The 25,471-nt window shown below is 72.9% G+C and carries 22 protein-coding genes; 9 read left to right on the top strand and 13 right to left on the bottom strand.

The features are described from left to right. The first annotated feature begins 90 nt into the window (after nt 1-90). Together ACQ614_RS33960 and ACQ614_RS33955 are read left to right on the top strand one after the other, a co-directional pair. Nucleotides 91-645, top strand: a complete 555-nt coding sequence (locus tag ACQ614_RS33960) for a TetR/AcrR family transcriptional regulator (protein WP_431682938.1) — start codon at nt 91-93, stop codon at nt 643-645. Beyond that, nucleotides 642-2,228: an MFS transporter gene (locus ACQ614_RS33955; protein WP_431682936.1), complete on the top strand. Its 1,587-nt coding sequence runs from the start codon at nt 642-644 to the stop codon at nt 2,226-2,228. The genes ACQ614_RS33960 and ACQ614_RS33955 overlap by 4 nt, the downstream gene beginning before the upstream one ends. A 179-nt stretch (nt 2,229-2,407) precedes the next feature. Here the strand turns inward: ACQ614_RS33955 and ACQ614_RS33950 are convergent, their stop codons facing one another. Further along, on the bottom strand, nt 2,408-3,721 hold the full coding sequence (locus ACQ614_RS33950) for a hypothetical protein (RefSeq protein WP_431682934.1): 1,314 nt from the start codon (nt 3,719-3,721) through the stop codon (nt 2,408-2,410). 286 nt (nt 3,722-4,007) lie between these two features. Between ACQ614_RS33950 and ACQ614_RS33945 the strand changes: the two genes are divergently transcribed. Then, entirely contained in the window at nt 4,008-4,463 is a 456-nt protein-coding gene (locus tag ACQ614_RS33945) for a hypothetical protein (protein WP_431682932.1), read from the top strand. Between the two features lie 19 nt (nt 4,464-4,482). On the opposite strand, the gene ACQ614_RS33940 is transcribed toward ACQ614_RS33945, so the two are convergent. Further along, nucleotides 4,483-5,709: an MFS transporter gene (locus ACQ614_RS33940; RefSeq protein WP_431682930.1), complete on the bottom strand. Its 1,227-nt coding sequence runs from the start codon at nt 5,707-5,709 to the stop codon at nt 4,483-4,485. A gap of 293 nt (nt 5,710-6,002) precedes the next feature. On the opposite strand from ACQ614_RS33940, the gene ACQ614_RS33935 reads away from it, so the two are divergent. After that, on the top strand, nt 6,003-6,128 hold the full coding sequence (locus tag ACQ614_RS33935) for an LPXTG cell wall anchor domain-containing protein (RefSeq protein WP_431682929.1): 126 nt from the start codon (nt 6,003-6,005) through the stop codon (nt 6,126-6,128). Between the two features lie 160 nt (nt 6,129-6,288). Here ACQ614_RS33935 and ACQ614_RS33930 read toward each other — a convergent pair whose 3' ends face one another. Then, complete coding sequence (locus ACQ614_RS33930; protein WP_431682927.1) at nt 6,289-7,446, bottom strand: glycosyltransferase family 2 protein; 1,158 nt, start codon at nt 7,444-7,446, stop codon at nt 6,289-6,291. 321 nt (nt 7,447-7,767) lie between these two features. Between ACQ614_RS33930 and ACQ614_RS33925 the strand changes: the two genes are divergently transcribed. After that, nucleotides 7,768-8,652, top strand: a complete 885-nt coding sequence (locus ACQ614_RS33925; protein WP_431682925.1) for a class E sortase — start codon at nt 7,768-7,770, stop codon at nt 8,650-8,652. A 7-nt stretch (nt 8,653-8,659) separates the two neighbouring features. Here ACQ614_RS33925 and ACQ614_RS33920 read toward each other — a convergent pair whose 3' ends face one another. Beyond that, complete coding sequence (locus ACQ614_RS33920) at nt 8,660-9,325, bottom strand: TetR/AcrR family transcriptional regulator (RefSeq protein ID WP_431682923.1); 666 nt, start codon at nt 9,323-9,325, stop codon at nt 8,660-8,662. A 123-nt stretch (nt 9,326-9,448) separates the two neighbouring features. Here ACQ614_RS33920 and qcrB point away from each other — a divergent pair, with 123 nt between their 5' ends. Together qcrB and ACQ614_RS33910 are read left to right on the top strand one after the other, a co-directional pair. Next, complete coding sequence (gene qcrB / locus ACQ614_RS33915) at nt 9,449-11,077, top strand: cytochrome bc1 complex cytochrome b subunit (protein ID WP_431682921.1); 1,629 nt, start codon at nt 9,449-9,451, stop codon at nt 11,075-11,077. A gap of 31 nt (nt 11,078-11,108) precedes the next feature. Continuing rightward, a complete protein-coding gene (locus ACQ614_RS33910; protein ID WP_431682919.1) occupies nt 11,109-11,549 on the top strand; it encodes a PPOX class F420-dependent oxidoreductase in 441 nt (146 codons plus the stop codon). A gap of 391 nt (nt 11,550-11,940) precedes the next feature. Here ACQ614_RS33910 and ACQ614_RS33905 read toward each other — a convergent pair whose 3' ends face one another. The 3 genes from ACQ614_RS33905 to ACQ614_RS33895 form a co-directional block, all read right to left on the bottom strand. Further along, nucleotides 11,941-12,282 (bottom strand): hypothetical protein, encoded by a 342-nt coding sequence (locus ACQ614_RS33905; protein ID WP_431682917.1) that lies wholly within the window; start codon nt 12,280-12,282, stop codon nt 11,941-11,943. A gap of 32 nt (nt 12,283-12,314) precedes the next feature. Continuing rightward, nucleotides 12,315-13,457: a DUF4037 domain-containing protein gene (locus ACQ614_RS33900; protein WP_431682916.1), complete on the bottom strand. Its 1,143-nt coding sequence runs from the start codon at nt 13,455-13,457 to the stop codon at nt 12,315-12,317. Nucleotides 13,458-13,582: 125 nt separating this feature from the next. Then, nucleotides 13,583-14,551: a leucine-rich repeat domain-containing protein gene (locus ACQ614_RS33895; RefSeq protein ID WP_431682914.1), complete on the bottom strand. Its 969-nt coding sequence runs from the start codon at nt 14,549-14,551 to the stop codon at nt 13,583-13,585. Between the two features lie 168 nt (nt 14,552-14,719). On the opposite strand from ACQ614_RS33895, the gene ACQ614_RS33890 reads away from it, so the two are divergent. Both ACQ614_RS33890 and ACQ614_RS33885 read left to right on the top strand, forming a co-directional pair. Then, nucleotides 14,720-15,190: a hypothetical protein gene (locus ACQ614_RS33890; protein ID WP_431682913.1), complete on the top strand. Its 471-nt coding sequence runs from the start codon at nt 14,720-14,722 to the stop codon at nt 15,188-15,190. 254 nt (nt 15,191-15,444) lie between these two features. After that, entirely contained in the window at nt 15,445-15,939 is a 495-nt protein-coding gene (locus tag ACQ614_RS33885; RefSeq protein ID WP_431682912.1) for a hypothetical protein, read from the top strand. A 75-nt stretch (nt 15,940-16,014) separates the two neighbouring features. Here the strand turns inward: ACQ614_RS33885 and ACQ614_RS33880 are convergent, their stop codons facing one another. The 6 genes from ACQ614_RS33880 to ACQ614_RS33855 all read right to left on the bottom strand — a co-directional run bounded on the left by ACQ614_RS33880 (nt 16,015) and on the right by ACQ614_RS33855 (nt 25,469). Then, the gene (locus ACQ614_RS33880; RefSeq protein WP_431682911.1) at nt 16,015-16,239 is read right to left on the bottom strand and encodes a hypothetical protein; all 225 of its coding nucleotides are present in this window, start codon (nt 16,237-16,239) and stop codon (nt 16,015-16,017) included. Nucleotides 16,240-16,598: 359 nt separating this feature from the next. After that, a complete protein-coding gene (locus ACQ614_RS33875; RefSeq protein WP_431682909.1) occupies nt 16,599-18,059 on the bottom strand; it encodes an oxidoreductase in 1,461 nt (486 codons plus the stop codon). 80 nt (nt 18,060-18,139) lie between these two features. Continuing rightward, entirely contained in the window at nt 18,140-22,837 is a 4,698-nt protein-coding gene (locus tag ACQ614_RS33870; protein WP_431682907.1) for a hypothetical protein, read from the bottom strand. 40 nt (nt 22,838-22,877) lie between these two features. Then, nucleotides 22,878-23,207: a trypco2 family protein gene (locus ACQ614_RS33865; RefSeq protein ID WP_431682905.1), complete on the bottom strand. Its 330-nt coding sequence runs from the start codon at nt 23,205-23,207 to the stop codon at nt 22,878-22,880. A 118-nt stretch (nt 23,208-23,325) separates the two neighbouring features. After that, nucleotides 23,326-24,876: a glycerol-3-phosphate dehydrogenase/oxidase gene (locus ACQ614_RS33860; RefSeq protein WP_431682903.1), complete on the bottom strand. Its 1,551-nt coding sequence runs from the start codon at nt 24,874-24,876 to the stop codon at nt 23,326-23,328. Beyond that, nucleotides 24,873-25,469, bottom strand: a complete 597-nt coding sequence (locus ACQ614_RS33855; RefSeq protein ID WP_431682902.1) for a TetR/AcrR family transcriptional regulator — start codon at nt 25,467-25,469, stop codon at nt 24,873-24,875. Before ACQ614_RS33855 ends, ACQ614_RS33860 begins: the two co-directional genes overlap by 4 nt. Nucleotides 25,470-25,471 lie beyond the last annotated feature (2 nt).

Below are 25,471 nucleotides of genomic sequence, written 5' to 3'. Positions count from 1 at the left end.
ACCGGCCCTTCGCCCTCCGCACCGCGCCTCATTCAAGATGCCCAGCATTCTTTTGAGACACCAATGTCTCAGATGGTCTACACTCGGCTCATGGCTACCGACCGCGACTCCGTCCTCGAGGCAGCCGTCGGCGTGCTCTCGCGCCGCCCCACGGCCCACCTCGACGAGATCGCCCGCGCCGCCGGGATCAGCCGCGCCACGCTGCACCGGATCTTCCCGGGCCGCGAGGCGCTGATCCGCGAGGTCGGCATGCTGAGCCTGCGCAAGTTCGCCGAGGCCTGCGACACCGCACGGATCGAGGAGGGCCCGGCCGACACCGCGCTGCGCCGCCTGGTCGACGCGGTCGTCCCGGACGCCGCCCTGTGCGCCTTCCTCGCCGGCGAGAACCAGCTCTACGACGACCCCGAGATCAACGACCTCTGGGAGACCCACGACGCCCGCGTCCGCGCGCTCTTCCTCCGCGGCCAGCAGCAGGGCGTCTTCCGGATCGAACTCTCGGCCGGCTGGCTCAGCGAAGCCTTCTTCGACCTCGTCGCCGGCGTCGGCTGGGCCGTCCAGGACGGACGACTCGCCCCCCGCGACGGCGCGTACTCGCTCACCGAACTCTTCCTCGGCGGAGCCCTCAGGAGATCGGAACCCTCATGACCGGCACCCACGTCCAGGCCCGCGCACAGCACCGCTGGGCCGGCCTGGGCGTACTCGTCCTCGCCGTCACCCTGGTCGCCCTCGACGCGACCGTGCTCTCCCTCGCCATCCCGTCGATCAGCGAGACGCTCCGCCCGAGCGGCACCCAGCTGCTGTGGATCGGCGACACCTACTCCTTCGTGCTCGCCGGGCTGCTGGTCAGCATGGGCGCGCTCAGCGACCGGATCGGCCGCAAGCGCCTGCTGCTGCTCGGCTCCACCGCCTTCGGCGCCGCCTCCGTGCTCGCCGCCTACGCCCCGAGCCCGGGCTGGCTGATCCTCGCCCGCGCCCTGCTCGGCGTCGCCGGCGCCACCATCATGCCCTCCACCCTGTCCCTGATCCGCGCGCTCTTCCCGGACGCCCGGGAGCGGGCCACCGCCATCGGTATCTGGGGCGCGGGCGCCACCGCCGGCGCCGCCCTCGGCCCGCTGGTCGGCGGCGTGCTGCTGGAGCACTTCTGGTGGGGCTCGGTCTTCCTGCTCAACCTGCCGGTGCTGGCGCTGCTGCTCGCCCTCGGCGCATGGCTGCTGCCGGAGTCCCGCGACCCGCGGCCCGGCCGCTGGGACGTGGCGAGCGTCGCGCTCTCCATGGCCGGTGTGATCGGCGTCGTCTACGCCGTCAAGGAGGCCGCCGCGCACGGCCCGTTCACGCACTGGACCATCCCCGTGTCCTTCGCGGTCGGCGCCGCCGCACTCGTCCTCTTCGTCCGCCGCCAGCTGCGGCTGGACACCCCGCTGCTGGACGTCCGGCTCTTCGCCGACCGGCGGTTCACCGCGGCCGTGGTGGCCACCCTGACCTCGCTGATCGGCCTCTCCGGCGTGATCTTCTTCATGTCGCAGTACCTGCAGCTGGTCCGCGGCATGTCGCCGCTGGCCGCCGGCATCGCCGAACTCCCCGCCTTCGCCGGCGCCGTGGCCGGCGGCCTGCTGACCGCCCGGGCCGCCCGCCGGTTCGGCGCCCGGGCCACCCTCACGGCCGGCCTGCTCGCCATGGGCGCGGGCATCGCCGTCCTCGGCCTGCTGCACCGGGACAGCACCTACCTGCTGCTGGGCACCTCGTTCCTGGCCGCCGGCACCGCCGAGGGCGTCGTCTACACGCTCGCCTCCGACCTCGTCCTCGGCTCGGCACCCGCCGAGAAGTCCGGCGCTGCCTCGGCCGTGTCCGAGACCGCCTACGAACTCGGCACCGCCCTCGGCATCGCACTGGTCGGCTCGGCCGTCACCGCCATCTACGCGGGCGCCCTGACCGTCCCCGAAGGGGTGTCCGCCGAGGGCGCCGCCCAGGCCCGGGAGTCGATCGGCGGCGCCGTCGACGCCGCAGCCGCCCTGCCCGGCCCGCTCGGCACCCGGCTCCTGGACGGCGCCGAGCTCGCCTTCGTCCACGGTGTCAACACCGCCGCCTGGCTGGCCGCCGCCCTGCTCCTGACCGCCGCCGCCACCTCCTGGCTCCTGCTCCGCACCCGCAGGCCGGCCCGCCGGGAGGAAGGCCGCCCGGCCCCGGCCGAAGCCCGGCCGGCGCCCCGCACGCACGAGCCGGTGCACTGAAAGGCTGCGGGCAAGACCCTGGGGGCGCCGGGGGCCCTCCCGGCCGAAGGCCGGGGACGGAACTGCACGAAACGGAAGGGACGGCACCGCGCCTTCCGTTTCGTGCAGTTCCCCGCGCCCCTGGGTGGCCCGAGGCCGGGGCCCGAGACGCCCCGGCCCGACTGCGTACAGCCCCGGCGTCAGCCGAACTTCGAGCTGCCCACCGGGCCCGCCGAGCGGATGCGGTCCCGGGCCCCGCTCAGCCAGCTGCCGCGGACCTTGACGGTGAAGGCCGCGAGCAGTTCGTCCGGGTCGGCCGGGGTCTCGCCGTCGCCCTCGTCCGGCTCCGGATCGGCCGCGCAGATCTCCTCGGCCAGTTCCTCGGCCGAACGCTCGTCGGCCGGGGTCCGCTCGGGAGTGCCGTCGTCACCGATCCGCAGGGACGGCTCCCAGGGCGCGACCACGTGCTGCACCAGCAGCGTCGACACGTCGGCGGAGACCGCCGGGGTGTCCGTCCAGCAGGTGGCGTGCTCGAACAGCACCTCGCCCGGGGCGCGTTCGCGCAGCCCGCGGACGAGGTCCTGGTCGCACTCGTTGAGGTCGTACGCCACCACCAGGGCATCCGGCGTGCCGGGCCGGTAGGGCTCGGCGGGCAGGCCGAGCAGCCGGGCGGCGGCGAGGCCGAGCGCGTGGCTGCCGCGGTCGGGCAGCAGGGCGACGCTGCTCGGGCGGTGCCCGGCCGCCGCCAGGATCACGCCCAGCCGGTCCAGCCCGCGGCGGCAGGCGTCGAAACTGTCCCCGTAGTACGCCCACCGGCCGGTCATGCCGGCCTCGAAGCCGTACGGCGAGAGGGTGGCCAGCACTCCCCCGGTCAGCGTGTAGTGCCAGCCGCGGAGGTCGCGGCGGTCGGCCGGGGCGGCGTCCCGGGCACGGTCGAGGGTCCGGCGGACCCGGTCCGCGGCGGGGCGCCAGGTGTCCGAGGGCTCGCCGAGCGCCGCGAACACCCGTGCGGCGGCATCCGTCCGGCCGTCCATGAGCGCGTTGTGCACCAGCAGGTAGCGGCCCGGCCAGTCGGTCAGCAGGCCGTCGTGCTCGGCCAGCAGCTCCACCGCGGTGGCGTGCCGCTGCTCGTCCTCCAGCGCGACGGCCAGCTCCAGCAGGATCTGCTGCGGTTCGATGCCGCGGCGGGCCGCCCGGCCGAACAGTCCGCTGCGGCGCGGCACCAGGGCCAGCCGCAGGGCCTCGCGCAGGGCGGAGACGGCGAGGGCCGACACACCGCGTTCGATGCAGGCGTAGCCGAAGGCGTAGAGCGCCTCGGGCCGGTCGGGCGAGGCCGTCACGCCGGCCGCCGCCTCGGCGAGGTCGTCGAAGCCGGTCGCCTCGGCGAGCCGGCCGGTCAGCGGTGCGTACTCGGCGGGTGCGAGCGAGTCGGCGGCACGGCGGAGCGTACGGATCGCGCCGGGCACATCGCCGGACTCGAACAGCTCCCGGGCCTCGGACAGTTCCTTGTTCATGCTGCTCCTCGGGGTCGACGGGCGGGCACGCCTCGTCCCGCCGGGGTGGGCCTTGCGGCGGGAACGGGGACACGACGGCACGCCGACGGCAGATCCGGCGGCGGGTCGCACGCGGTGCCGGCCACCCTCCGGGGCAGCGGCACGGCGGCGGTCATCGGTGGGGGCGGCAGCCGCCCTTCCGGTCGTGGTCGCACATGCGGACGATCATCCCGGCCCGGCTCCCCGCCCGGCAATCGGTTATTCCACCGGTCTGCCCGGCCCCTCCGGAGTACTGGATGACGACCGGGTGAAACTCCGTCCGGAACTCCTGCCACCACCCGTCCCGGCCGAGCGCCTGCGCGAGCTCTCGGCCGCGATCGAGCGGATCGGCGACCTGGTGCTCGGCGGCCGTCGGACGGAGGCCGCGGCGGCGATCGCCGCCTTCAACGAGCGGACGGGACACACCTACCGGGCCGCCGACTTCGCCGAGTACGAGGGGTGGCGGAGCCTGGAGGAGTTCGCGCGGGAGGCCGCCCGGCCGGCCTGGCCCCGGGTGCCGGACCTCACCCGGGACGAGGCGGTGGAGCTCGTCCGGCGTGTTCAGGCAGGCGGGCCGGATGCCGAGTACTGCCTCCGACTGCTGTCCGCGAGCCTGCCGCATCCGGGCATCGGCGACCTGGTGTTCCATCCGTCCGCCGGGGTCGGCGATTCGGCGGAGGCCGTCGTGGACGCGGCACTGGCGTACCGTCCGATCGCCCTGTGAGCCGCCGCCCGGGCCTGCATCATCCGGCTTCCACCGTGGCGGCCGGGGCGATGCCCGTCCGGGCCACGGCCGGGCGGGTGGTGACGGTGAGGAGGACGGAGACCGCGGCGAGGCCGGCCATCGCGGCGCCGGGGGTCACGTACTGCGCGAGTGCGCCGGCGAGTGCGGCACCGATGCCCTGCCAGGCCAGGCGGCCCGCGGACTCGACGCCCTGGACCTGGCCCCGGACCTGAGCAGGGGTCAGGGCGAGCAGTCGCTCCTGCAGCGGCAGGGTCGCCGCGAAGCCGGAACCGGCGACGAAGACCGCGGCGGCCGCCACGGGCACCGGCGGCTCGGCCGCGAAGAGCAGGAACGGGACGGCGAGCAGCAGCCGCAGGGCGAAGGCGTGGCGGCGTCGCTGTCCGGCGGTGAGCAGCCGGCCGACTACGAGGTCGCCGAGGAGCATGCCGGCCGATCCGGCGGCGAGCAGGGTGCCGGCGTGGTCCGGGGTCCAGGTGATGAACAGGGCCTCGCAGCCGACGACCAGGCCGTTGGGGATCCACAGGTTGACCAGCAGTACCCGCCGCGCGGGGTCGGCGAGGAGTGCGGTGTTGGTGGTCCACGTCGTGCGGAGTCCGGGGCGGCGGGCCGGACGGATCGGGCGCTCGCGGACGGTCGCCGCCGTGACCACTGCCCCGAGCCCGGTGAGGGCGGCGGCGAGGAGGAAGAGGCCCTGCGGCTCCAGGGACTGCACCAGCAGGGCGCCGGCGGCGAAGCCGAGGATCGCCGTGACGCCCGAGGTGATGTTCATCAGCGACCGCGCGGGCGCGTACGCGGAGTCCGGCACGGTGTCGGCGAGCAGTCCCATCCGGGTGCCCGTGCCGAGGGACTGGAGGAGTCCCAGCACCAGGAGCAGGCCGAACCTGGCCGCCAGCGGCAGTCCGGGGGCCGCCTGGAGTGCCGCGCCCGCCGCCGCTGCGCACTGGAGGGCGACCATGGTGCGGCGGGGCCGGGCGCCGTCCGCGAGCGACATCAGGGTGAGTGCGCCGAGCACCGTGGCGAAGGTGGCGCCGTACATGCTCAGGGCGGTCAGGAACGGGGAGCCGGTGCGGTGTTGGACGAGCGTGCCGAGTGCGAGGCCCGACAGGGTGCTTGCGGCGACGGTGAGGGTGAAGCCGGTGCAGATCCCGGCGAATTCACGGTTGCGGAGCAGGGCACGGTAGCCGGGGGTGGTGGGCGGGAGGGTTGCAGGGGTGTTCGTAGGCATGAAAAAAGCCTCCGAACGCATCCACTGGGGGCGCCGAAGGCAACGGGGACATTCTAGCAGGCGGCACCCGAACGCCGGGGCGGCCCTGCCGCGATCGGCCCTCCCGCCTGACCGGTCGTCGGCCATTCAGGTCGGTTCGCCCACCAAGGACGAGCTTCACCCGAACAACATACGCGCCGTACGGCGGAAACCGGCCGGAACAGATTAGAACCTTATTGTCACTCAGCTTCCCGACGCACCCGCCGGTCGGGCACACCAAGGCTGGGGCACCTTCCAGGAAAGGACACCCATCAATGGGATACGGGCACTCTCTCCCCAAGACCGGTTTCAGTGGGCTCGCCTACGTCGGTGTGGCGCTCATTCTCGGCGCGTCCGGCTTCGTCATGAAGTATCTCGGCCGCCGGTCGGCCGCCCACTGACCGAGAACGAAGCAGCCGAGGTGCCCGCGCACGCTCCCCCGGGAGCGGTGCCGGGCACCTCGCTCGTTTCCGCGCCGTTCTGCGGAGCTCCGCCGGGCACGAAGAAAGCCGGCCCCGGCAGAATGCCGGGACCGGCCGACCCACCTCGCACGGGCACCCGTCAGGGGGCGATCGCCGTGGCCGTCCCGCCGGCCTCGACCTCGGCCGGCACCTGCGGCGCGGGGATCGCGGCGGGCGTGTCCGCCCGGCCCTTCTCGTACTGGTGGACGCCCTTGGAGAGCCGCAGCGGTACGAGGACCAGTTCGACGACCATGGCCTTCCACTGGTAGCAGAAGTCGACCAGCTTGGTCAGGAAGACGTAGGGCAGATTGCGCAGCACGCGGCGCAGCGGGATGTTCCGTTTCTTCGCCGCGTACACCAGCGGCAGGCCGATCATCAGGGTGCTGGTCGACAGCCACCACAGGAACCACCAGACGAAGGCGTCGCCGACCGAGAATCCGGCGTTCGGGACGACCATCGGCAGGAGCAGCCAGAGCGGGACGGCAATCGTCTCCCACAGTTTGAGGGCGACCCAGAAGGCGAGCATCGGCTTCTTGACGATCATCCGCGGCAGGTGGATGCGGACGTTCTGGAAGTAGCCGGCGGCCCACCGCCAGGTCTGCTTGCGGAGGTAGGTGAGGTCCTCCGGGTCGGCGGCCCAGGCCACGGCGGAGCTGACGTAGACGGCCTTCTTGCCGGCCATCTGGATGGACCAGGTGTAGTCCATGTCCTCGACGATGGTCCGCTCGGGGAAGCCGCCGAAGTCCACCAGCGGCTGGCGCCGGAAGACCGAGCAGCAGCCCGAGCAGACGACCGGGGAGTTGGCCATGTTCTCGATCGGGCGGTTCCAGTGGAAGCCGTACAGGTACTCCACGGACCGGCCGCGCTCGGCCCAGGTGCGCTCGAAGCGGCTCTGGACGCAGCCGGAGGCGATCAGGACCTCCTCGTCGTCGAAGGCGGGCTTGATGTTCTCGATGTAGTCGTCGGCGAGGACGGTGTCGGCGTCGACGGCGAGGACGAGGTCGGTGCTGCAGAACGGCAGGGCGTAGTTCTGTGCCTTGGCCTTGCTGCCGAGGTTCTGCGGCGGCCGGAGGACAGTGACGCCGAACTCGCGGGCGACCTCGCCGGTTCGGTCGGTGGAGCCGTCGTCGATGACGACGATCTCCTCGGCCGGGACGGTCTGGCGCAGCAGCGCCTCGAGGGTCGCCGGGAGTCCCTGCTCCTCGTTGTGGGCGGGAACGATGACCGTGAGCGTCAGCGGCCGGGCGGCAGGACTCATGGCAAGTGACCTCGCGTGGGGAGTCGGCGGTGGAGGTGGAGGGGCGGCCGGTCGGGCCGTACGACAAGACGGTTGTAATCGCTGGGGGCGCCGTGCCCGGTGGAAGGCGCGCATGCCGTTCGAGTGAAGAGCACTCCTGCCGTGATGGGGCGTCAGGCGCGCGGCCCGGTACCACCTGAATGCCGCACATCCACTCGCCGCCCTTGGGTCCGATCCATGACAAGGTGGTGCAGAACGGGCAATCGGCGGTCCCGGCCGCGCGCCTGACGGGGTCTCGTCCGGCGCGTGTCGCGTCCCGGCCGGACCCGTGGAGGAGGACCGATGGACCAGACACCGGCAGACACCCAGCCGCGGCGGACGCGCGGCCGCAGACGGACGAACGCCGCCGGCAACGTGATGCTGGCCGTCGCGCTCGCGGCCGCACTGTTCGCGGCGTACTCGCTGTGGGGCACCGATTTCCTGGCCAACCGGCATGCCGAACGGGCCGGCGACCGGCTGCGGCAGGCCTGGGCGTCGCCGGGCTCCGGCGGCGACTCGGCGCCGGCCCGCACCGGGCAGGAGGTCGGCTTCCTGCACGTCCCGGCGATGCGGCCGGACCCGGTGATGATCAAGGTGGGCACCGAACCCGAGGTCCTGGACCAGGGCGTCGCCGGCGTCTACCAGCAGCCGCGTGCGGCCATGCCCTGGGACAAGGCCGGCAACTTCGCGCTCGCCGCGCACCGCGACGGGCACGGCGCGAAGTTCCACGACCTCGATGCGGTCGGCGTGGGCGCCCCGATCGTGGTGGAGACCCGGGACCACTGGTACGTCTACCGGGTGGACGGCGTCCTGCCGGAGACCTCGCCCGACAACGTGGGCATCGCCGCGCCGGTGCCCGACGGGTCCCCGTACCGGGAGGCCGGGCGGTACATCACGCTGATCACCTGCACCCCGGCCTACACCTCGCTGTACCGGATGGCCGTCTGGGGCAGTCTGCTGCGGGTCGACCCGGTGGACGGCGACCGCACCCCGCCGGCCGAACTGCAGCAGGCGCCGCCGCCCCGGCCGTCCGGCCCGGACTCCCCACCCGATGCGACACCTGCTGCCACGGACGCCGCATCGAATCCTGCATCAAGTGCTGCATCGCCCGCTGCGACGGCGGCCGCGGCCGCGGCGTTCGGACGTCCGGGGCCCGGGCGGCAGGAAGCGGGTCCGCCGACGTCCTGACGACCGGTCAGCCCTCTTCTTCGCCGGCCTCCCAGAGGCCGGCGAAGAGCTGGTCGAGCCGGTCGTCGCCGATCGGGGGCTCGGGGAGCGGGTGGGCGGCGGGGGTACGGAAGCCGTCCAGCAGCAGGGCGAGGTAGCGCCGCCACAGGCCCGGACGGAGGTCCGAGGCGGCGGGCACGGCGCGGCAGAGCGGGCCGAGCAGGAAGAGCAGGTCCATCGGGACGACGTCGCGTCGCATGGCGCCCTGTTCCTGGGCCCGGGCGACCAGGGTGCCGACGGTCTCCGCATTGCGGCGGCTCATCTCGGCGAGCACCGGGACGCTCGGGATGGCCATCGTGACCAGGTCGTTGAAGCCGGGATTGGCGTCGACGAGGTCGAAGATCCGGGTGAAGTAGCCCTCGATCGCCGTCCAGGCGTCCTCGACCGCCAGGGCCTCGTCGCCCGCCTCCACGAGGACGGCGGCCGCCGACCGGAAGACCTCGCCGAGCAGGTCCTCGCGGGTCGGGAAGTGCCGGTAGAGCGTGGCGTTGCCGACGCCGGCGCGGCGGGCGATGACGTCGAGCGGGGCGTCGAGGCCGAGTTCGGCGAAGACCTCGGCGGCGGCCGCGACCAGCGCCTCGCGATTGCGCCGCGCGTCCCTCCGCTGCGGCGCCGGCCGCCCTGCGTCTGCCATGCGCACCACCCTAACAAGCAGAAACGGGGAGCACTCCCCGCTACTGCTATGGTGTGACCGCCAAACGGGGAACACTCCCCGTTTCAGTGCCGGACCACGCCCGCTCGCCCACGGGGAGACGCCATGACCCACCCTCAGACCACCGACCGGCGCGGCGCCCCCGGGGCATCCGGCCGGGCGCAGCGCGCCGCGGACTGGGCGGACGGCCGCCTCGGGCTCTACGCCCTCGCCCGGTCGAACATCCGCAAGGTGTTCCCGGACCACTGGTCGTTCATGCTCGGCGAGATATGCCTCTACAGCTTCGTCGTCATCCTCCTGACGGGGGTGTACCTGACGCTGTTCTTCGAGCCGAGCATGGCCGAGACGGTCTACCGGGGCCCGTACGCGCCGCTGCAGGGCATCCGGATGTCGGAGGCGTACGCGTCCGCCCTGGACATCAGCTTCGAGGTGCGCGGCGGCCTGCTGATCCGCCAGATCCACCACTGGGCGGCGCTGGTGTTCGTCGCCGCGATGTTCGTCCACATGATGCGGGTGTTCTTCACCGGCGCCTTCCGCAAGCCGCGCGAGATCAACTGGCTGTTCGGCTTCCTGCTGCTGGCCCTCGGCATGTTCGACGGCTTCTTCGGCTACTCGCTGCCGGACGACCTGCTGTCCGGCACCGGCGTCCGCTTCATGGAGGGCGCGATCCTCGCCGTCCCGCTGGCCGGCACGTACCTGCAGATGTTCCTGTTCGGCGGGGAGTTCCCGGGGACGGACATCGTGCCGCGGTTCTTCACCCTCCACGTGCTGCTGATCCCCGGCATCATGCTGGCGCTGCTGGTGGCACACCTGATCCTGGTCTTCCACCACAAGCACACCCAGTGGGCCGGGCCCGGCCGCACCGAGCGGAACGTCGTCGGCATGCCGCTGATGCCGGTCTACCTGGCCAAGGCCGGCGGGTTCTTCTTCCTGGTGTTCGGCGTCATCGCCGCCGTCTCCGCGATCGCCACCGTCAACCCGATCTGGGCGTACGGCCCGTACCGCCCCGACCAGGTGTCCACCGACGCCCAGCCCGACTGGTACATGGGCTTCGCCGAGGGCCTGATCCGCATCATGCCCGGCTGGGAGATCGGCCTGTGGGGGCACACGCTCAACCTGGGCGTCCTCGTCCCGCTGCTGGGCCTGCCCGTGGTGCTCGGCACGATCGCCGCGTACCCGTTCCTCGAGGGCTGGATCACCCGCGACCGGCGCGAGCGCCACCTGCTGGACCGGCCGCGCAACGCCCCGGTCCGCACCGCCCTCGGCGCCGCCTGGATCAGCCTCTACCTGGTGCTGCTGGCCGGCGGCGGCAACGACCTCATCGCCACCCACCTCCACCTGTCGCTCAACACCATCACCTACGCGGTGCGGGTCGGCGTCCTCGTGGTCCCGGTCGCGGTCTTCGCCGTCACCCGCCGCTGGTGCCTCGGGCTGCAGCGCCGCGACCGGGACAAGGTGCTGCACGGCCGGGAGAGCGGCATCGTCGTACGGCTGCCGCACGGCGAGTACACCGAGTCGCACACCCCGCTGACGCCCGCCGAACGCCACCGGCTCACCGCCCACCGCCAGCACCGGCCGGCCGAACTCCCGCCCCGCACCGACGCCGGCGGCCTCCCCCGCCGAGCCGGTGCACCCGCCCGGCTCCGAACCGCCCTCTCCCGCAGCTGGTACGGGCCCGGCGGCCAGATCACCAAGCCCACCGCCGAGGAGTACCGCGAGATCGCCGAGCACTGAGCTCGCCACACGCAGCGACGAAGGGGGAACGATGAGCCACCCGCCCGACCGCCTCGCCGACGCCAGGCGCCTCCTGCTCACCACCTTCGGCCCGGACGGCACCACCGCCACCGCCGCCACCTGGGTCGTCCCGGACGGCCCCGCCCTCGGCATCTGGGCACCCGCCGACTCCGACGCCGTCCGCCAGGTCCGCCGCAGGTCCCACGTGCTGGTCGCCGCCTGCGACCCGTACGGCCGCCCGGCCGGCCTGCGGCTGCCCGCCCGCGCAGTGCTCTGCGACCCCGACCGCACCGCCCGCTACCGCAGCTCCCTGATCGACAAGTACGGCCTCACCGCCGTGCTCGCCCTCACCCGCAGCCGCCTCCGGGTCGGCCTCGCCGGCACCGTCGGCATCCGCGTCACCCTCGCCGACCCCGCCCCACTCCTCCACAGCCGCCCCTGGCTGCCGCAGACGTGGTACAGCCTCAACTAATGTTCCGAACAGAAGGGTTCGCCGCAGTGCTCACTGCCCCCGGCACCTGGTGAAGCCTGCGGTCATCGGTGGATCAGGAGTCGTGGCCGGCTCGGGCGGCCGGCCGGTCCGACCAGCCCCGCGACAGGGTGAGGCGGCCGGATCGGAGCGCATCGCGCTGTTCGGTCACCCATTGTTCGACCTGGTCCACGGATTCCGCGACGGACCGGTCCGTGGTGTCGAGCAGGTGGGTGCACCATCGCCGATCCCCGGCGGTCCACCCGGTCCAGCGGTGCCAGGCCATACGGGGCCAGCTGTCGTCGGTGATGACGTCGGGCCGGTGTCGGGGATCCTCGGCGTGTTCGCGGTGCCAGGCGGCCCAGCCGAGGAAGGCGTCGACCGCCGGAGCGTCTCACCGGCCCGGGTCGCGCACGGCGAGCCTGCCGCGCCGGAGCTCGTCGGACACGTCAACCAGACACACCGCGATTCCGTCCAGCGACGGGGCCGAGGGACTGGCCAGGACCTCCCCCAGCGGGGACTGCCCGGTCAGCAGGAGGTCGACTCCCCGGTCCTGGTACTCCAGCGCACGACGCACCCACATCTCGGTCATGCGGTTGCGCCAGCGGCGATCGGCGCCATCCGGTACGCCGAGCTCGTCGAAGTCGTGCACGGCGAGCCGCCCCAGCCGCTCGCCGGCGGATTGGGCGAGCGTGGTCTTGCCCGAACAGCTGGAGCCGGTGAGCTTGAGCAGCATCTCACCAGGGTGGCAGGTCAGGGGTGGTGCCCTCAAAGGGTTTCCCCGGGACCTCCGGATCGCCTCGTACCGGAGCTCTCAGGGGAGCAGACCGTTGCGCGGGTGGCGGCTCGTGTCAGTTCCGGACGGCTGAGGACGTCGGTGCTGTCGACGAACTGGTCGACGGTGCCGATCGTGGGCAGGGAGCTGATGTCCGGATCGGTGATGCGGGTGGTCAGCGCCGTGCTGAAGCGTTCGGCGTGGAGGACCTGAAACGGCCTGGCGTGGTAGGGCCGCGTGGTGGGGTCGACAGGGTCGGTGAGGCCGAGCTGGTTGTGCGCGGTCGCGACGGCCGTCCAGGCGCGGGCCAAGTGGTGCTCACGGGTGCGCCAGTCGGTGGCGGCGAGGGCCGCGGTGAGGACCGGGGTGAGCGCGGGTGCCCGGGACGTAGAAGCGAAGGCGCTGCCGAGCCATTTGCTGTAGGGCGGATAGCGGCGCTCCATGAGCAGGCAGAGCCGCATCAGATCCCGCACCAGGCGGGAGGCGACGACAGCGGAACCGAGTTCGTCGCCCACCTCGCCGCAGCGGCCGACGAAGGCTTCCTCCTGGGAGATGCGCTGCCACTGGCAGGCGAGTAGGTAGAGCCAGAGGTCGTGGGGGTACCAGTCGAGATTGGCGCGGGCCCGGGCGAGCTGGTCGAGGCCGTCATGGAAGACGGCGCCGGCGGTGACCTCGGCGAGGCGCTGAGTGGGGGTGGCCAGCCAGTCCGCCAGGGTGATGTCCTTGCGCGCGTCGAAGCCCAGATGCGCGGTGAACCAGGCACCAGGGTCTGTGACTTCAACTCGGTGGTGGACCGGTCCGTCCGTTGCCTGCATGACCCCGATGCCCGCCTCGCCGGTGGGCGCGAAGTGCGTCGGGTAGCCGCAGAAGGTCTTCGGCAGTCGTTCGGTGAGCAGGGCAGTGATTCTCGCACCGTGGCGCGCGGCGTCGCGCGGGCTCAGGAAGATCTGCAGACGGGGTCCCCACTCGTGGTCGGCGGAGCGGGCGGTGTCGAATCCGAGGACTTCCGAGCCGTTGCCGAGGCGGGCGGCGGAGTGTGTAACCCCGGGGGCCGCCTCGTCCAGCAAAGGCCGTACGGCTTCGAGGTAGAAGCGCCGGGAGAGTTCCAGTCCAGGGATGAAGGACGGCGTGGTCATGCCGGGGATGGTGCCGGATCGGCGCTCGGTCGGGCGAGGGCTTTTCCATGCGGCAGGTTGCGGTTGACCGGGCGTACTGCCGGTCCGATCCGCCGAGGGACTTGCAAGCAGTGCCCGAACCGGTGCTACAGGAGCACGGCGCAGCCGCGGCTGCGGAGGGCCGGGAGCCAGTCGGGGAGGGTTTCGAGCTTCGTCCAGCGGAGGTCGAGCTTGTCGAGGGCGGGGAGGCCGGCGAGGGACTCGGGGAGTTCGGTGAGGCGGGTGGCGCGGAGGTCGAGGTGCCGCAGGCGGGTGAGTCCGCCGATGCTGTCGGGGAGGCGGGTCAGCGGGTTGTTGCGCAGGTCGAGTGTGCGGAGCTCCCCCAGGTCGCCCACCTCCTGCGGGAGTTCGGTGACCCGGTTGTCGGCGAGGTGCAGTTCGTGGAGGGCGCCGAGGCGGCCGACGGCGGTCGGGAGTGCGGTCAACCGGTTGCGGTAGAGGCGGAGTTCACGGAGGGAGGCGAGTCCGCCGATGGTGTCGGGGAGCGTGGTGAGCCGGTTGTCGGTGAGGTTGAGGTAGCCGAGGCGTTGCAGGCGGCCGAGGTTGGCGGGAACGGCGGTGAAGCCGTTGTCGCTGAGGTAGAGGTAGTCGGTGAGTGCGGGCAGGTCGCCGATGCCCGCCGGGATGTGGTCGATGCGGTTGTGCCCGAGGTCGAGCATCCGCAGTTCGGTGAGGCCGCCGATGCTGTCGGGGACGCCGGTGAGGCGGTTCTCCGCCAGGTTCAGGGAGTGCAGACCGGTGAGACGCCACAGGGCGTCCGGGACGTCCTCGAGTCCGTTGCCGCCGAGGGCGAGGTGGCGGAGGGCCGCGGCGTCGCCGATCTCGGGCGGGACGGCGGCGATCCGGTTGCCGTACAGCAGCAGGGTGTGCAGCGCGGGGAGGCCGGCAACGGCGGCGGGCAACTCCGTGAGGGCGTTGCCGTCCAGGTCGACGAGGCGCAGCCCGCGCATGGCCGCCAGGCCGTCGGGCCACTTGGTGAGGCCGCGGTGCGGTGCGCGCAGCGCGACCGGGGTCCCGTCCGCGTCGAGGCGGAGGGTGTCCTGGGGGATGCTCATGGGGCGGCCGTTCCGGTGCAGTTGGAGGAGCGGGTGGCACCGGCGGAGAGACGGCGGCCGGCGCCCCCAGCGTATGCCGAGCCGCCGGTGCAGCCGATGCACGAACAACCACCGCGCGGACTGAACGCAGAGTCGCCTCCGGCCGCTTCGGGAGGGTTGGATGTCCGGGTGATCGACTGGGCGCAGATGCACGACTGGGAGCTCGAGGTCCATCGTGTTCCGCAGCTCCTCGAGCGGGTGCAGTGGCACGAAGACGCAGACGTGTGGAAGGAACTGGCCCGGCGGCTCGTTCTCGAGCACGACCTGGTGTCCCCGGCCGGTTTCGCCGCCCTGCCGCACCTGGTGCGCCTCGCGCCGCGCAGTGCGGAGGCGCGCGGCCTGGCCGGGAAGATCCTGGAGCGCGCGGCCGGACGGCACGACTGCGACGATCTGCCGGCCAACTGCACCGAGGCCATCGAGGAGTTCGGTGCGGTGCTGGACCGGCACCTGCGGTCACGCCCCGCCGACTATCTCGTGTCCTTCCGTGCTCTGCTCGCGGTCCGAGAGGAGTACCACTGGGCGAACGCCCTGGATGGCTTCACGGACGACATCAATCGCGGGGACTGTCCCCGCCGACGGCATCGCCCACCTGTTCGGTGAAGCCGAATGCCCGGGCTGTGCAGCCGTCTTCAACGTCGCGGCCGAGTGCACGTCCGCCGACCGTCCGGTCATGCGGTGAGCCGCAGATCCCGCAGCGACCTGGCGCCCCCACTTCGGGGCAGAACCGGACGGGCGGACGATGCGCGGGTCCTCCTCCGGTCGTGCCGCGGTCGTGCCGCTCGGCCCGAGGGAGGAGAACGGTCTGCCTCGGCGGAGGACGCGGGTGCCCGGTGCGCAGGGCCAGCATGTTCGCCATGACGACTCCTGTTGCCGCCCTCCCCGCCCCTGCGCCCGTCTGGGCCCGCCGAGCCGCCCACGCCGTCGCCCTGTGTGTGCTTCCCTCCGGCCTGTGGCGCATCGCCATGGCGTCCGGGATCTACGTCGGTTACAGCGATCAGGTGTTACGCGAGGTCTTCGACATCCCCGGCTGGGGCATCGCCTACGTCGTCGGGCTGTCCGTACTGGCCGAGCTGGCCGCCCTGTTCCCGCTGCTGCTCGTCAGCGACCGGTGGCGTCCGCTTCGGCCGCGGACGCTCGGTGCGCTGGCCCGGACCGCCTCGGGTGTCCTGGTGCTGGTCGCGCTGTGGCAGATCGTGGTCGCCTTCACGGTCGACAGCCGGACGTACATGGCGAGCGACACGGCCGTGGCCGTGTGGACCTGTGCCTTCGCGCCGCTGTTCGCCGTTCCGGTGCTGATGGCGATGGTGACCTGGTCATACACGAAGCGGCACCGCGCGCAGGGCTCGTAGCCCACGGTACGGGCGCGTGGGCCCCGTCGTGCGGTGGCCGGTGCACGCGCCCCGGCCACCGCACCCGGGCGCCCGCTACTCGGCGCCGCTGACGCCCGGGGCGACGAACCGCCGGTGGAGCGGGGCGAAGGAGGTCTCGGGGGCGCCGGTGATCCCGGCCTTCTCGACCGCGGGTGCGAGGCGTTCGGCCATGAACGCCTCGAAGGCCTGCTGGGACTCCCAGACGTCCGTCACGTGGAGGCCCTGCCCGTCGAACCAGGCCACGTGGACGTGGCCGCCGGCCGCCGGCCGCCGGGACATGCTCCCAGTCGACCGCGTCCCGCACCACGTTGTACTGCTCCGGCGTGACCCCGGCCCAGCGCATCGACATCACCACTGCCATGTTCGTCCCCTTGCTCGGTAGTGCCCTGTCGGACCGCACCAGCCAACCTCCCCCGGCGCCGCGCACACGTTCGCGACGACCGTTGGTGTCCCCCTGCCGGAACGGCCCGCCCATCCTCCCGCCCGCAGTCCCTCGCCGAGCAGAGCGTGCGAGAGCGCGCCGGGGCCGGTGAGCACCCCGAACGCCCGGTACACCATCCGATCCCGGCCCGCGGCAGCGGCAGCGGCAGCGGCAGCGGCAGCGGCAGCGGCAGCGGCAGCGGCAGCGGCCGGACGAGTCAGGTGCGGTTGAGGGAGCGGGTGACGCCGGCGAGGGTCGCGGTGGTGAGCAGCCAGCCGGCCGCGATCAGCGTGTAGCCGAGCCATTGGTGCAGGTCGGTCCAGTACCAGGCGGTGCGCTGGCCGAAGCCGCCGATGGGTATCAGCAGGTCGATGGTGTAGATCAACGGGTTGAACGGGGCGCCCTGGCCCGGCTGGGCCGCGGTGGGCGTGCCGTGGCTGAAGGCGGCGGTGCCGCCCGCGATCAGAGCGAGCAGCCACAGGGCCGCCTGCCAGGGGCGGTAGCCGTAGCCGACGGTGACGTCGAGGAGGCGGCCCCAGGCCCGGCCGAGCGGGCCGAGGGTGCGTCGGCGGCGGCGCTGCTTGGCGAGCAGGACCCGGCGGGCGTCGTCGTCGTGGCCGATCCTCCGGTACCAGGCGGCGAGTTGCTCGTACGGCTGCGGGGTGTAGCCGGGGCCCCGCTCCAGCCAGGCGAGGCGGTCGGCGAGGCCGGTGGCGCCCTGCAGGGAGGTGTAGGAGAGGCCGTCGAGGCGGGTGTCGGCGCTGCGCGAAAGGTCGTTGTCGTGCAGGACGGCGACCTGGGCCGCGCCCAGGTCGAGGGTGCCTTCGGGGGTGGCGGCCGGGGTGAGGTGGAGGTCCCCGGCGGTGAGGCGGGTCGCGTCGAGGGCGGTGGTGCCGTCGCCGTGCAGCTTCGCGCCGTCCAGCGAGAGGCGGCTGCGGACGGTGGCGCCGGGCAGCCGGATCGTCCCCCGGGCGGTGAACCCCTCGGTGAGGATCATGGTGGAGGCGGTGAGGTCGTCGCCGCTGATCGCCTCCCCGCGCGGATTGTCCAGCTGCGCGCGCTCCATGAAGAGCCCGCCGCCGAAGTTCGCACCGACCAGCCGCAGGCCGCCGCGGCTGCGGAACCCCTTGCGGGCGAAGCAGCCGCCCTCCATCACCAGCCCGCCGGCCCACAGCGCCCAGGCCGGTTCGGTGCCGGGCTGGGCGCCGAGCAGCTCGGTTGCGGTCAACCGGGCACCGCTGAAGCGGAGTTCGCCGGTGATGTGGGCGCGGGTGAGGGTGACCCGGCCGTCGATCACGGAGTCCTCGAAGAACAGGTTGCCGTCCACGCGCAGCAGCCAGCCGTCCACTCCGGCCATCCGGCAGCCGAGGAAGGAGGTGGACCGCATGGTCGCCCCGCGCAGCAGCACCCGCTCCTCGAAGGTGCAGTCCCGCAGCTGGACGGGCAGTTCGACGGTCGCGCCGGTGAGGTCCAGCTGCCCGGTGACGACCGCCCCGGTGAGCCGCAGCCCGCCGACCCTGCCACGCGCGGCGCCCGGCCCGCCGCCCAACAACAGCTCCGCCACCACCCCGGCCCGGACGGTGCGGTCGGCGGCCCCGCTCAGGTCGAGCTCCTCACCCCGCGGGAACGCCTCGCACAACCGCCGCTCCGCCTCACCGAGTTCCTCGTACGCCGGCACCGCCACTCCCCCACCCGATTGACACCGGGTCAGGAGCGTAGTGGACGGCGGAGGGACGACCGCCCGCGGGACAGCCGGGGCTATCCTCCGAGCAGCCGTTCACGAAGGGCCTCTGCCTTGCGGAGACCTCGTTCGACGGGCCAGGGGACGTCCTGGTCCAGCTCGCAAAGCAGCGCGACCGCCTCGTCGAGAGCAGTCAGGGCACCGACCGACTCCACTCCCGTCCCAGCCAGCACACGGGCCGCAGCGAAGCAGTACAGGACATCGATGAGTTCCAGCGCGTGGGCCCTCGTGTCGAGCGCGACGAGTTCTCGGGCGATCGGCACCGCCTCGGCAGTCAGTCGGAGACCTTCCTCGAACCGGCCGGCCTCCGCGAGCCGCAGGCCCTGCTGGGCTGTCGCGAGGCCCAGACCGCTGCTCACCGCCTCGGGGTCGAGTTCGGCGAGCCTGCGGTTGATGGCGAGGGCCTCGGTGGCGGCCTCGAGTGCCCGATCGGGCTCGGCGGGTTCCATTGCCAGACAGACGCCCAGCGTCGCCAGGCAGGTGGCGAGCAGGGTGTCGAACCCCGCCTCCCCGGCCTCCACGCGGGAGCGGCACAGGGCCACCGCGCGATCGAGGTGGGGCAAAGCCTCTTCACGGCGTTCCAGGTCGGTCAGTACCGATCCGGCCGCGAGCCGGGCCAGGACGATTCCGAACGTCCGGGTCGGAACGTTCTCGGCAACACGCTCGGCCTTGAGCACCGATTCCGCGGCGACCGCAACCGCCTCGTCCTCTCGGCCCAGCATCAGCAGGAGATATCCGCGGTTCCGCTGCGCCAGCTCGACGGCCGGGCCGTGGGTCACGAGGTCGTCGGCGGTCAGCTGGACCTGATGGCCGAGCGCCCGGTCGATGGCGGCCAGCGCCTCGGCGGCATGCAGACGCATCATCAGGAGGTCGGCGAGACCGGCCGACTCCGCGATGACGTCGACCCGTTCCGGTGCCCCACCGCGTTCGGCGATCCTGAGCCGGGTGTCGACGGCCTCGCGGGCCGCGAGCTCGGCCTCGTCGTACCGGGCCAGCCTGGGCAGGAGGTTCCTCAACTGGCCCAGCGCGGTGGCCAGCTCGGGCTCGTACCGTTCGGGCTCGGCCGGCACCAGGTCCCGGAGGAGCACTGCGGCTTCCGTCATGGCCTCGGCCGCCTCGGCGCGCCTGCCGTTGAGAAATGCGAAGGCGCTGAGCAGGCGCAGCCGGTCGAGCAGCTCGGAGGGCCACTGGGACGACCGTGCCCCGGTGTGCCTCCGCGCCAGCCGCACGACCTTCCGCACCGGTTTCAGGGCTTCGTCGACCCGCTCGAGCGACCGCAGACACATGGCGCGGCCGGTCAGCAGCTCCGCATTCACCGGGTAGAGGGTGTCGTCGGCCCCGGCATAGCAGGCGAGGGCCGTGTCGATGAGCTCCAGCGCTTCGACCGTCCGGTCCGCTGCTACGAGGTAGAGCCGGAGGTTGCGCAGCGCGCGGGCGAAGTCCGCGGCGACCGGACGCGGCTCCGTCCCGGTGAGGCTGTGGTAGAGGGCCACGGCCTGGAAGGACCGCTCGATGGCCGCCTCCAACTGTCCGTCGGCGCTCAGGCACCCCGCCACGGTGGCGAGGCTCATCGCCCGGTCCGCCGTGAACACACCGGGGGATGCCAGATCGAGGTCCGTGTAGATCTTGGTTGCCTCCTGCGCTGCTTCCACCGCCCCGCGGTTGTCCCCGGCATCCCATCGCTGATTGGCCAGGGTGTTGAGGGACATGGCCAGCTCGTGCCGGTATCCGTCCTGCCGCTCGCACACGACCTCGTAGAGGGCGACCGAACGCTCTGCGGTCTCCAGGGCCTCCTCCACGAGGCCCGCATCGCCGAGGCCGATGGACAGCGAGTTGAGCGCCAGGGCGAGCGAAGGCCCGTACGCCTCGGGACGTTCCCGGTGCAACCGTTCGCGGATGTCGACGGACCGCCGCATCAGTTGCAACCCCTTGGCACGGCTCCCCACATCGCCGTAGCAGCTGGACAACGTGTTCAGGACCATGGCCAGGTCGGCACGGTGGGCATCGGGGTGCTGATCGGCAAGCGGCTCGCACACGGCCACCGCCTCGGCGGCCGCCACGAGGGCGTCCTGGTAGTGCCCCACAGCGGTACAGCGGATGGAGAGGTTGTTGAGCCACGGCACGAGATCACCCGCCGCACCGGGTGCGCCGTCCTGGACGAGCACACGCTGGAACGCCACCGACTCCGCCATGGTCTCCAGGGCCTCGGTGTTCTGCCCGAGCTGGCTCTGTGCCAATGAGAGGCTGCTCAGTGCGGTGACCAGATGGCGGAGGGCGTCGTCGGGGACGGGCTCGGTGGAAACCACGGTGCGGTAGTGGGCGACCGCTTGTCGGGCCGGCTCGAGAGCCTCACGGCGCTTGCCGAGCAGACTCAGGCACACCGCCCGGTTGTTCAGAGCGGCTGCCAGGTGGAACCGCACGGCCTCGGGACGGGTCTGCAGGAGCGGTTCGAGGAGTTCGACGGCCCGCTCTGCGGCGGTCAGGGCTTCCGCGGACCGGCCCATGTCGGTGAACTTGCCCGCAAGACGCCGGTACTCGACGCCCAACGCAACCGTGTCCTCGATGCTGCCGGTTCCGGTGGCCTTGCGGAGTTCGATCATCTTTTCCGTCAGACGGAGCGCCCAGGGCGCCAGCGCGTGCGAGCTGCGGGGCAGGTGAGCCGTCAGGATCTCGAGGGCCGCCAACGGAGTCTCCGGAGAATCGACACGCTTCCACAGGGCGTCGATCAGCGGCTGCGGCCGCTCCACCTGTGTGGCGACCTCCATGGTGACCTGCCCCAGCCTGGCGGCGTGGCGGGTGCACACCTCGGTGATGAGGCCGTCCAGTCGGCCGAGCAGCGGCAGGTGGGCGGCGGCACGGGCCAGCAGGGTGAGCACCCGGGCGCACTGGGCATCGGTAACGTCCCCTGCGGCACCTTTCGGCGAGAGCAGCTTGTGCAGCAGTCTGCGGTTGGTCAGGACGTGAGTCCCGACGAAGCGCTCCGCCAACCGGTCGGGTTGCAGGATCTCCCAGGGCCGTTCGGTCGGTGACGGATAGACGGACTCGATCCACGCCCGCACGACGGCCGCCTCGTAGTCCTCCAGGCCGGCGAGCATCGGTGCCCGGCGCAGGAGGTCCTCCCGCTCCTCCTCGTCCAACGCGGTTCCGCCCAGCAGCACAACCGTTGCCAGGGCTTCGCCCAGAACGGGGGGACGTCCGATTCCCTGGGCCAGCGGGAAGCGCTCGGCGACCTGCGTCCAGTACATCTGCTCGTGTTCCAGGATGCGGGCCTCGGCGTCCTTGTCGTCCGCGGCCGGACCGTCCGCGGGACGGCACGACCCGCCGAGGCCGGCGTCGAGAAGGTCGGCGAGGGCGGTCATGTGCAGGGTCAGGACGTTGCCCGACGCCAGGGTCCTGGGCGGCGGCTCGGGCAGGCTCGCCGCGCAGGCGCGCCAAGTCGCCTGCGCCGAGGTGTCGCCGGGATCTGCCAGCCTCTCGGCGAACGCGCTCGCCGCCTGGTGGTAGACCGAGGCACGCGATTCCTCGTCCGGGGCGAGTTCGGGCAGTCCGTCCACCGGCGCCCGGCGCAGTGCTGCGCCGGACCGCGCGCCCTTGGCGATGTCCCACCACTCGCCGGCCGTGCGCGCGAGCAGAAGCACCTTGAGCGGGACACCCCCGCGGTGCAACTCGCCGGCCGTCAGGAGCCCCTCGAGCTGATCCTGCCGAGCCTCCGCATAGTCGAGCACCACCAGCATCGGCTTCGCCGTGTCCCGCACACCCTGCAGCCCAGTGCCCGGGGCCGTAGCGGCCGGCCACAGTGCCCTCCATTGCTTGTTGTGCTGTACCAGCTCCTCTGCCAGGCGGGCAGCCAGGCGTGTCTTGCCCTGACCACCGGGCCCGTACAGCAGTCGGACACCGAAGCCCGGCGCCTCGCACCACTGCCTGAGCCGGTCGAGGATGTCCTCACGACCGTGGAAGCCCACCACCTGTCGGCCTGCCTCCAGCAGGCTGCCCGGCGGCACCGGGCCGATCGAGGGGCCGGGGGTGTCGCGGCGGCGCAGCTCGTCGAACTCGGCGTCGCCCATGGTCAACGAGTCGGCGCCGTAGTCCTTCAGCGCGTTCCGGAAGGACTCGTCGGCGTGCAGTACATAGGACGGAACCACGTCCAGCATGCCGTGGCCAAAGTGCCGGACCTGGGCCTTCACCACGCCGATCAGCAGCCCGCCGGAAACCACGGCCGCACCGGACAGACCGGCCCACGGCAGCTTGCCGGACGACCACCGGGTGATCGAGTGGTCGGACAGGGCAAAGAGGTGCCGGTTCTCGACGAAGCCGCTGCCGGGGTTGATCGTCCCGGACAGCTGCATGGCCTCCAGGGGCGGCAGCTTCTCCGACTCGTCCGCGGGCGTCTGGATGACCTCGGGGATCCCCCAGGTCTCGCACGCCTGGCCGACCCTCGTGGTGGTCATCCTTCCCCATGGCTCCGCCGTGCCCGCCACCGGCCGCCAGTCCGGGGCGTCGACGTGCACGAGCGCAGCGTCGTCGCGTCCTTCCGGAGTGCCACGCCAGACCACAGAGGCCCGGTGGTACGCCGTTCGCCCGGGCTGGATGATGTGGAGCCCGGTTCCTACCGGTCCGACGCCGTGCGCGGACGCGAGCACCAGGCGCGGCCCGATGACGTACCCGCTGCTGGTGCTGCCCTCGCAGTTGAGGGCGACCAGCCTGTTGCGATCCACGGCTCCCCCTCGTGTGCTCGACCTGCGCCGACGGTTCGGGTCAGTCCTCGATGCGGTCGGCCACGTTCTCCCGGGCGACAGGGCGGCCGTTGGTGTTGCTGACAACCAGCGATGAGTTGTCGCCGGCCCGCGGCGTCAGCGTGAACGCCACGCGGTGCGTACGGCCGCGTGACACACCCGCTTCGGTCTCGGCGGAGACGACCCAGGCCTTGAACTTGGCGCCGCCCTTGGCCTCGGCGCGGAGCTCGATCTCGAACTCCATCTCGATCGGGCCGACTTCGAAGGAGAGCGGCTGCCCCTCTCCGCGGGAGGCCGCCTCCATCAGCTCCTTGCGCACGGCGTCCACGGCATCGGCCAGACCGATCTCCATACCCCACCCCCACGACAGCCGGGCGCACCCCACGCCCGTTCGACTGGCCGTCAGGCTAGCGGCCCAGCGCCCCGGGCAGGTGTCACTTGGCGGAGTTCACCGTGCCTGTGCTACGCCGTCAGCCCTCGGCCGCGATCTCCTCGACGGCCGGGCGGGCGCGGTCGGCGTCGGCGGGGACGAGGCCGATGCGGGTGCGGCGGTGCAGGACGTCCTCGGCGTCGAGGGCGCCCTCGTGGGTGAGGGCGTACGCGATTTCGGCGCGGGTGACGTCGATGCCTTCCGCGACGGTCTCCAGGGGGCGGTGGACGGCGGCTGCCGCGACCTCGGCGGAGAGGCCGCCGTGGCGGGCGACGAGGGTGGCGGGGAGGCCGTCGGCGGGGCGGCTGTCGCTGCGGCCGGGGGCGCCGACCAGCGGCAGGCGCTTCGTCAGGCAGGGGCCGGCGGAGAGCCCCCGGGTGCGGACGGCGCGGTCGACGGCGTCCTCGGCCATCTGCCGGTAGGTGGTCAGTTTGCCGCCGACGACGGTGATCACGCCGTTGGCGGACTCGAGGACGGCGTGCTGCCGCGACAGGTCGGCGGTGGCGCCGCCGCCGGTGTCGATCAGCGGGCGCAGGCCCGCGAAGGCGCCGCGGACGTCCTCGCGGGTGAGGGCGGTCTGCAGGGCGGTGTTGACGGTGTCGAGCAGGAAGCCGATCTCGGCCTCGGTGGGCTGCGGCTCGTCCGGGATCGGGCCGGGGGCGTCCTCGTCGGTGAGGCCGAGGGCGATCCGGCCGAGCTGCTGCGGGAGGGCGAAGACGAAGCGGCTGGTGGAGCCGGGGACGGGCACGGTGAGGGCGGCGCGCGGGTGGCCGAGGGCGGCGGCGTCCAGGACGAGGTGGGTGCCGCGGCTGGGCCGCAGCCGGATGCCGGGGTCGACCTCGCCGGCCCAGACGCCGGCCGCGTTGACCACGGCGCGGGCGGTCAGCGTGAGGGACTCGCCGGTGAGGGTGTCGGTGAGCCAGGACGACACGCCGGTGACCTGCTCGGCGCGGACGCGGGTGAGGACGGTGGCGCCGTGGTGCGCCGCGGTGCGCGCGACGGCGACCACCAGCCGGGCGTCGTCGACGAGTTGGCCGTCGTGGGCGACGAGTGCACCGGCCAGCCCGGCGGTGCGGACGGCCGGGACGAGCCGGGCGGTCTCGGCGGCGCCGATGCGGCGGACCCGGGGCAGCAGCTCGGCGGGGGTGCGGGCGACGGCGCGCAGCGCGTCGCCGGCCAGGAAGCCGGCCCGGACGAGGGCGGCCTGCCCCCGGCCGACGGACGGCAGCAGCGGGACGAGCTGGGGCAGCGCGCGCACCAGGTGCGGGGCGGTGCGGGTCATCAGGATGCCGCGTTCGACGGCGCTCTCCCGGGCGACGCCGATCCGGCCGGAGGCGAGGTAGCGCAGGCCGCCGTGGACGAGCTTGGAGCTCCAGCGGCTGGTGCCGAAGGCGAGGTCGCGGGACTCAACGAGGACGGTGCGCAGGCCGCGGGAGGCCGCGTCGAGGGCGATGCCGGCGCCGGTGATGCCGCCGCCGATCACGAGCAGGTCGACGGCCCGGGTGTCGCCGAGGGCGGCGAGTTCGGCCGCCCGCCGGCGGGCGTTCAGCGCACTCGTACCGGCGAACCCAGAAGCGGCGGAAGGAGTCACGGTGCGAGGTATCCGTTCAGTGCGCGGGCCAGTTCGCGGCGCCAGGCCTGCTCGGGCAGGAGCTGCGCGACCATGCGGTGCGACTGGACGGTGGACTGGGCGATGAGCAGCACCATGGCGGCCAGCTCGGTGGGTTCGCCGGCCCGGATGGAGCCGTGCCGCTGCCCCTGGACGACGGCGGCGCCGATGGCGTCGAGCAGGCCGCGCTGGCTGGTGCCGAGCCGTTCGACGACGTACTCGACGATGGTGTCCGAGTGCAGCAGGGCGCCGACCACCGGGTGGTCGCGCAGCCGTACGGCGACCTCGACGACGGCTTCGACGAAGGCCTCGCGGTCCTCGCCGGTGAGCGGGACCTGCTCCTGGGTGCGGCGGATCTCGCGGGTCAGCAGGGCGCCGATGATCGCGCGGACGTCCGGCCAGCGGCGGTAGACGGTCGGCCGGCTGACCCCGGCGCGACGTGCGATCTCGCTCAACTGGGTGCGCTGGACGCCGAGATGGACGATCAGGTGGGCGGCGGCGTCCAGGATCGCGTCATCGGTGCTGGTCGCAGGCGCCGCGGTGTCCGCCGGGCCACTCTCGTTACTGCTTGACATAA

This window comes from Kitasatospora dryopteridis, assembly GCF_050749075.1.
Classification (GTDB): Bacteria; Actinomycetota; Actinomycetes; order Streptomycetales; family Streptomycetaceae; genus Kitasatospora.
Note: the sequence above shows the minus strand (reverse complement) of the source record. Positions and strands in the feature narration are given on the sequence as shown.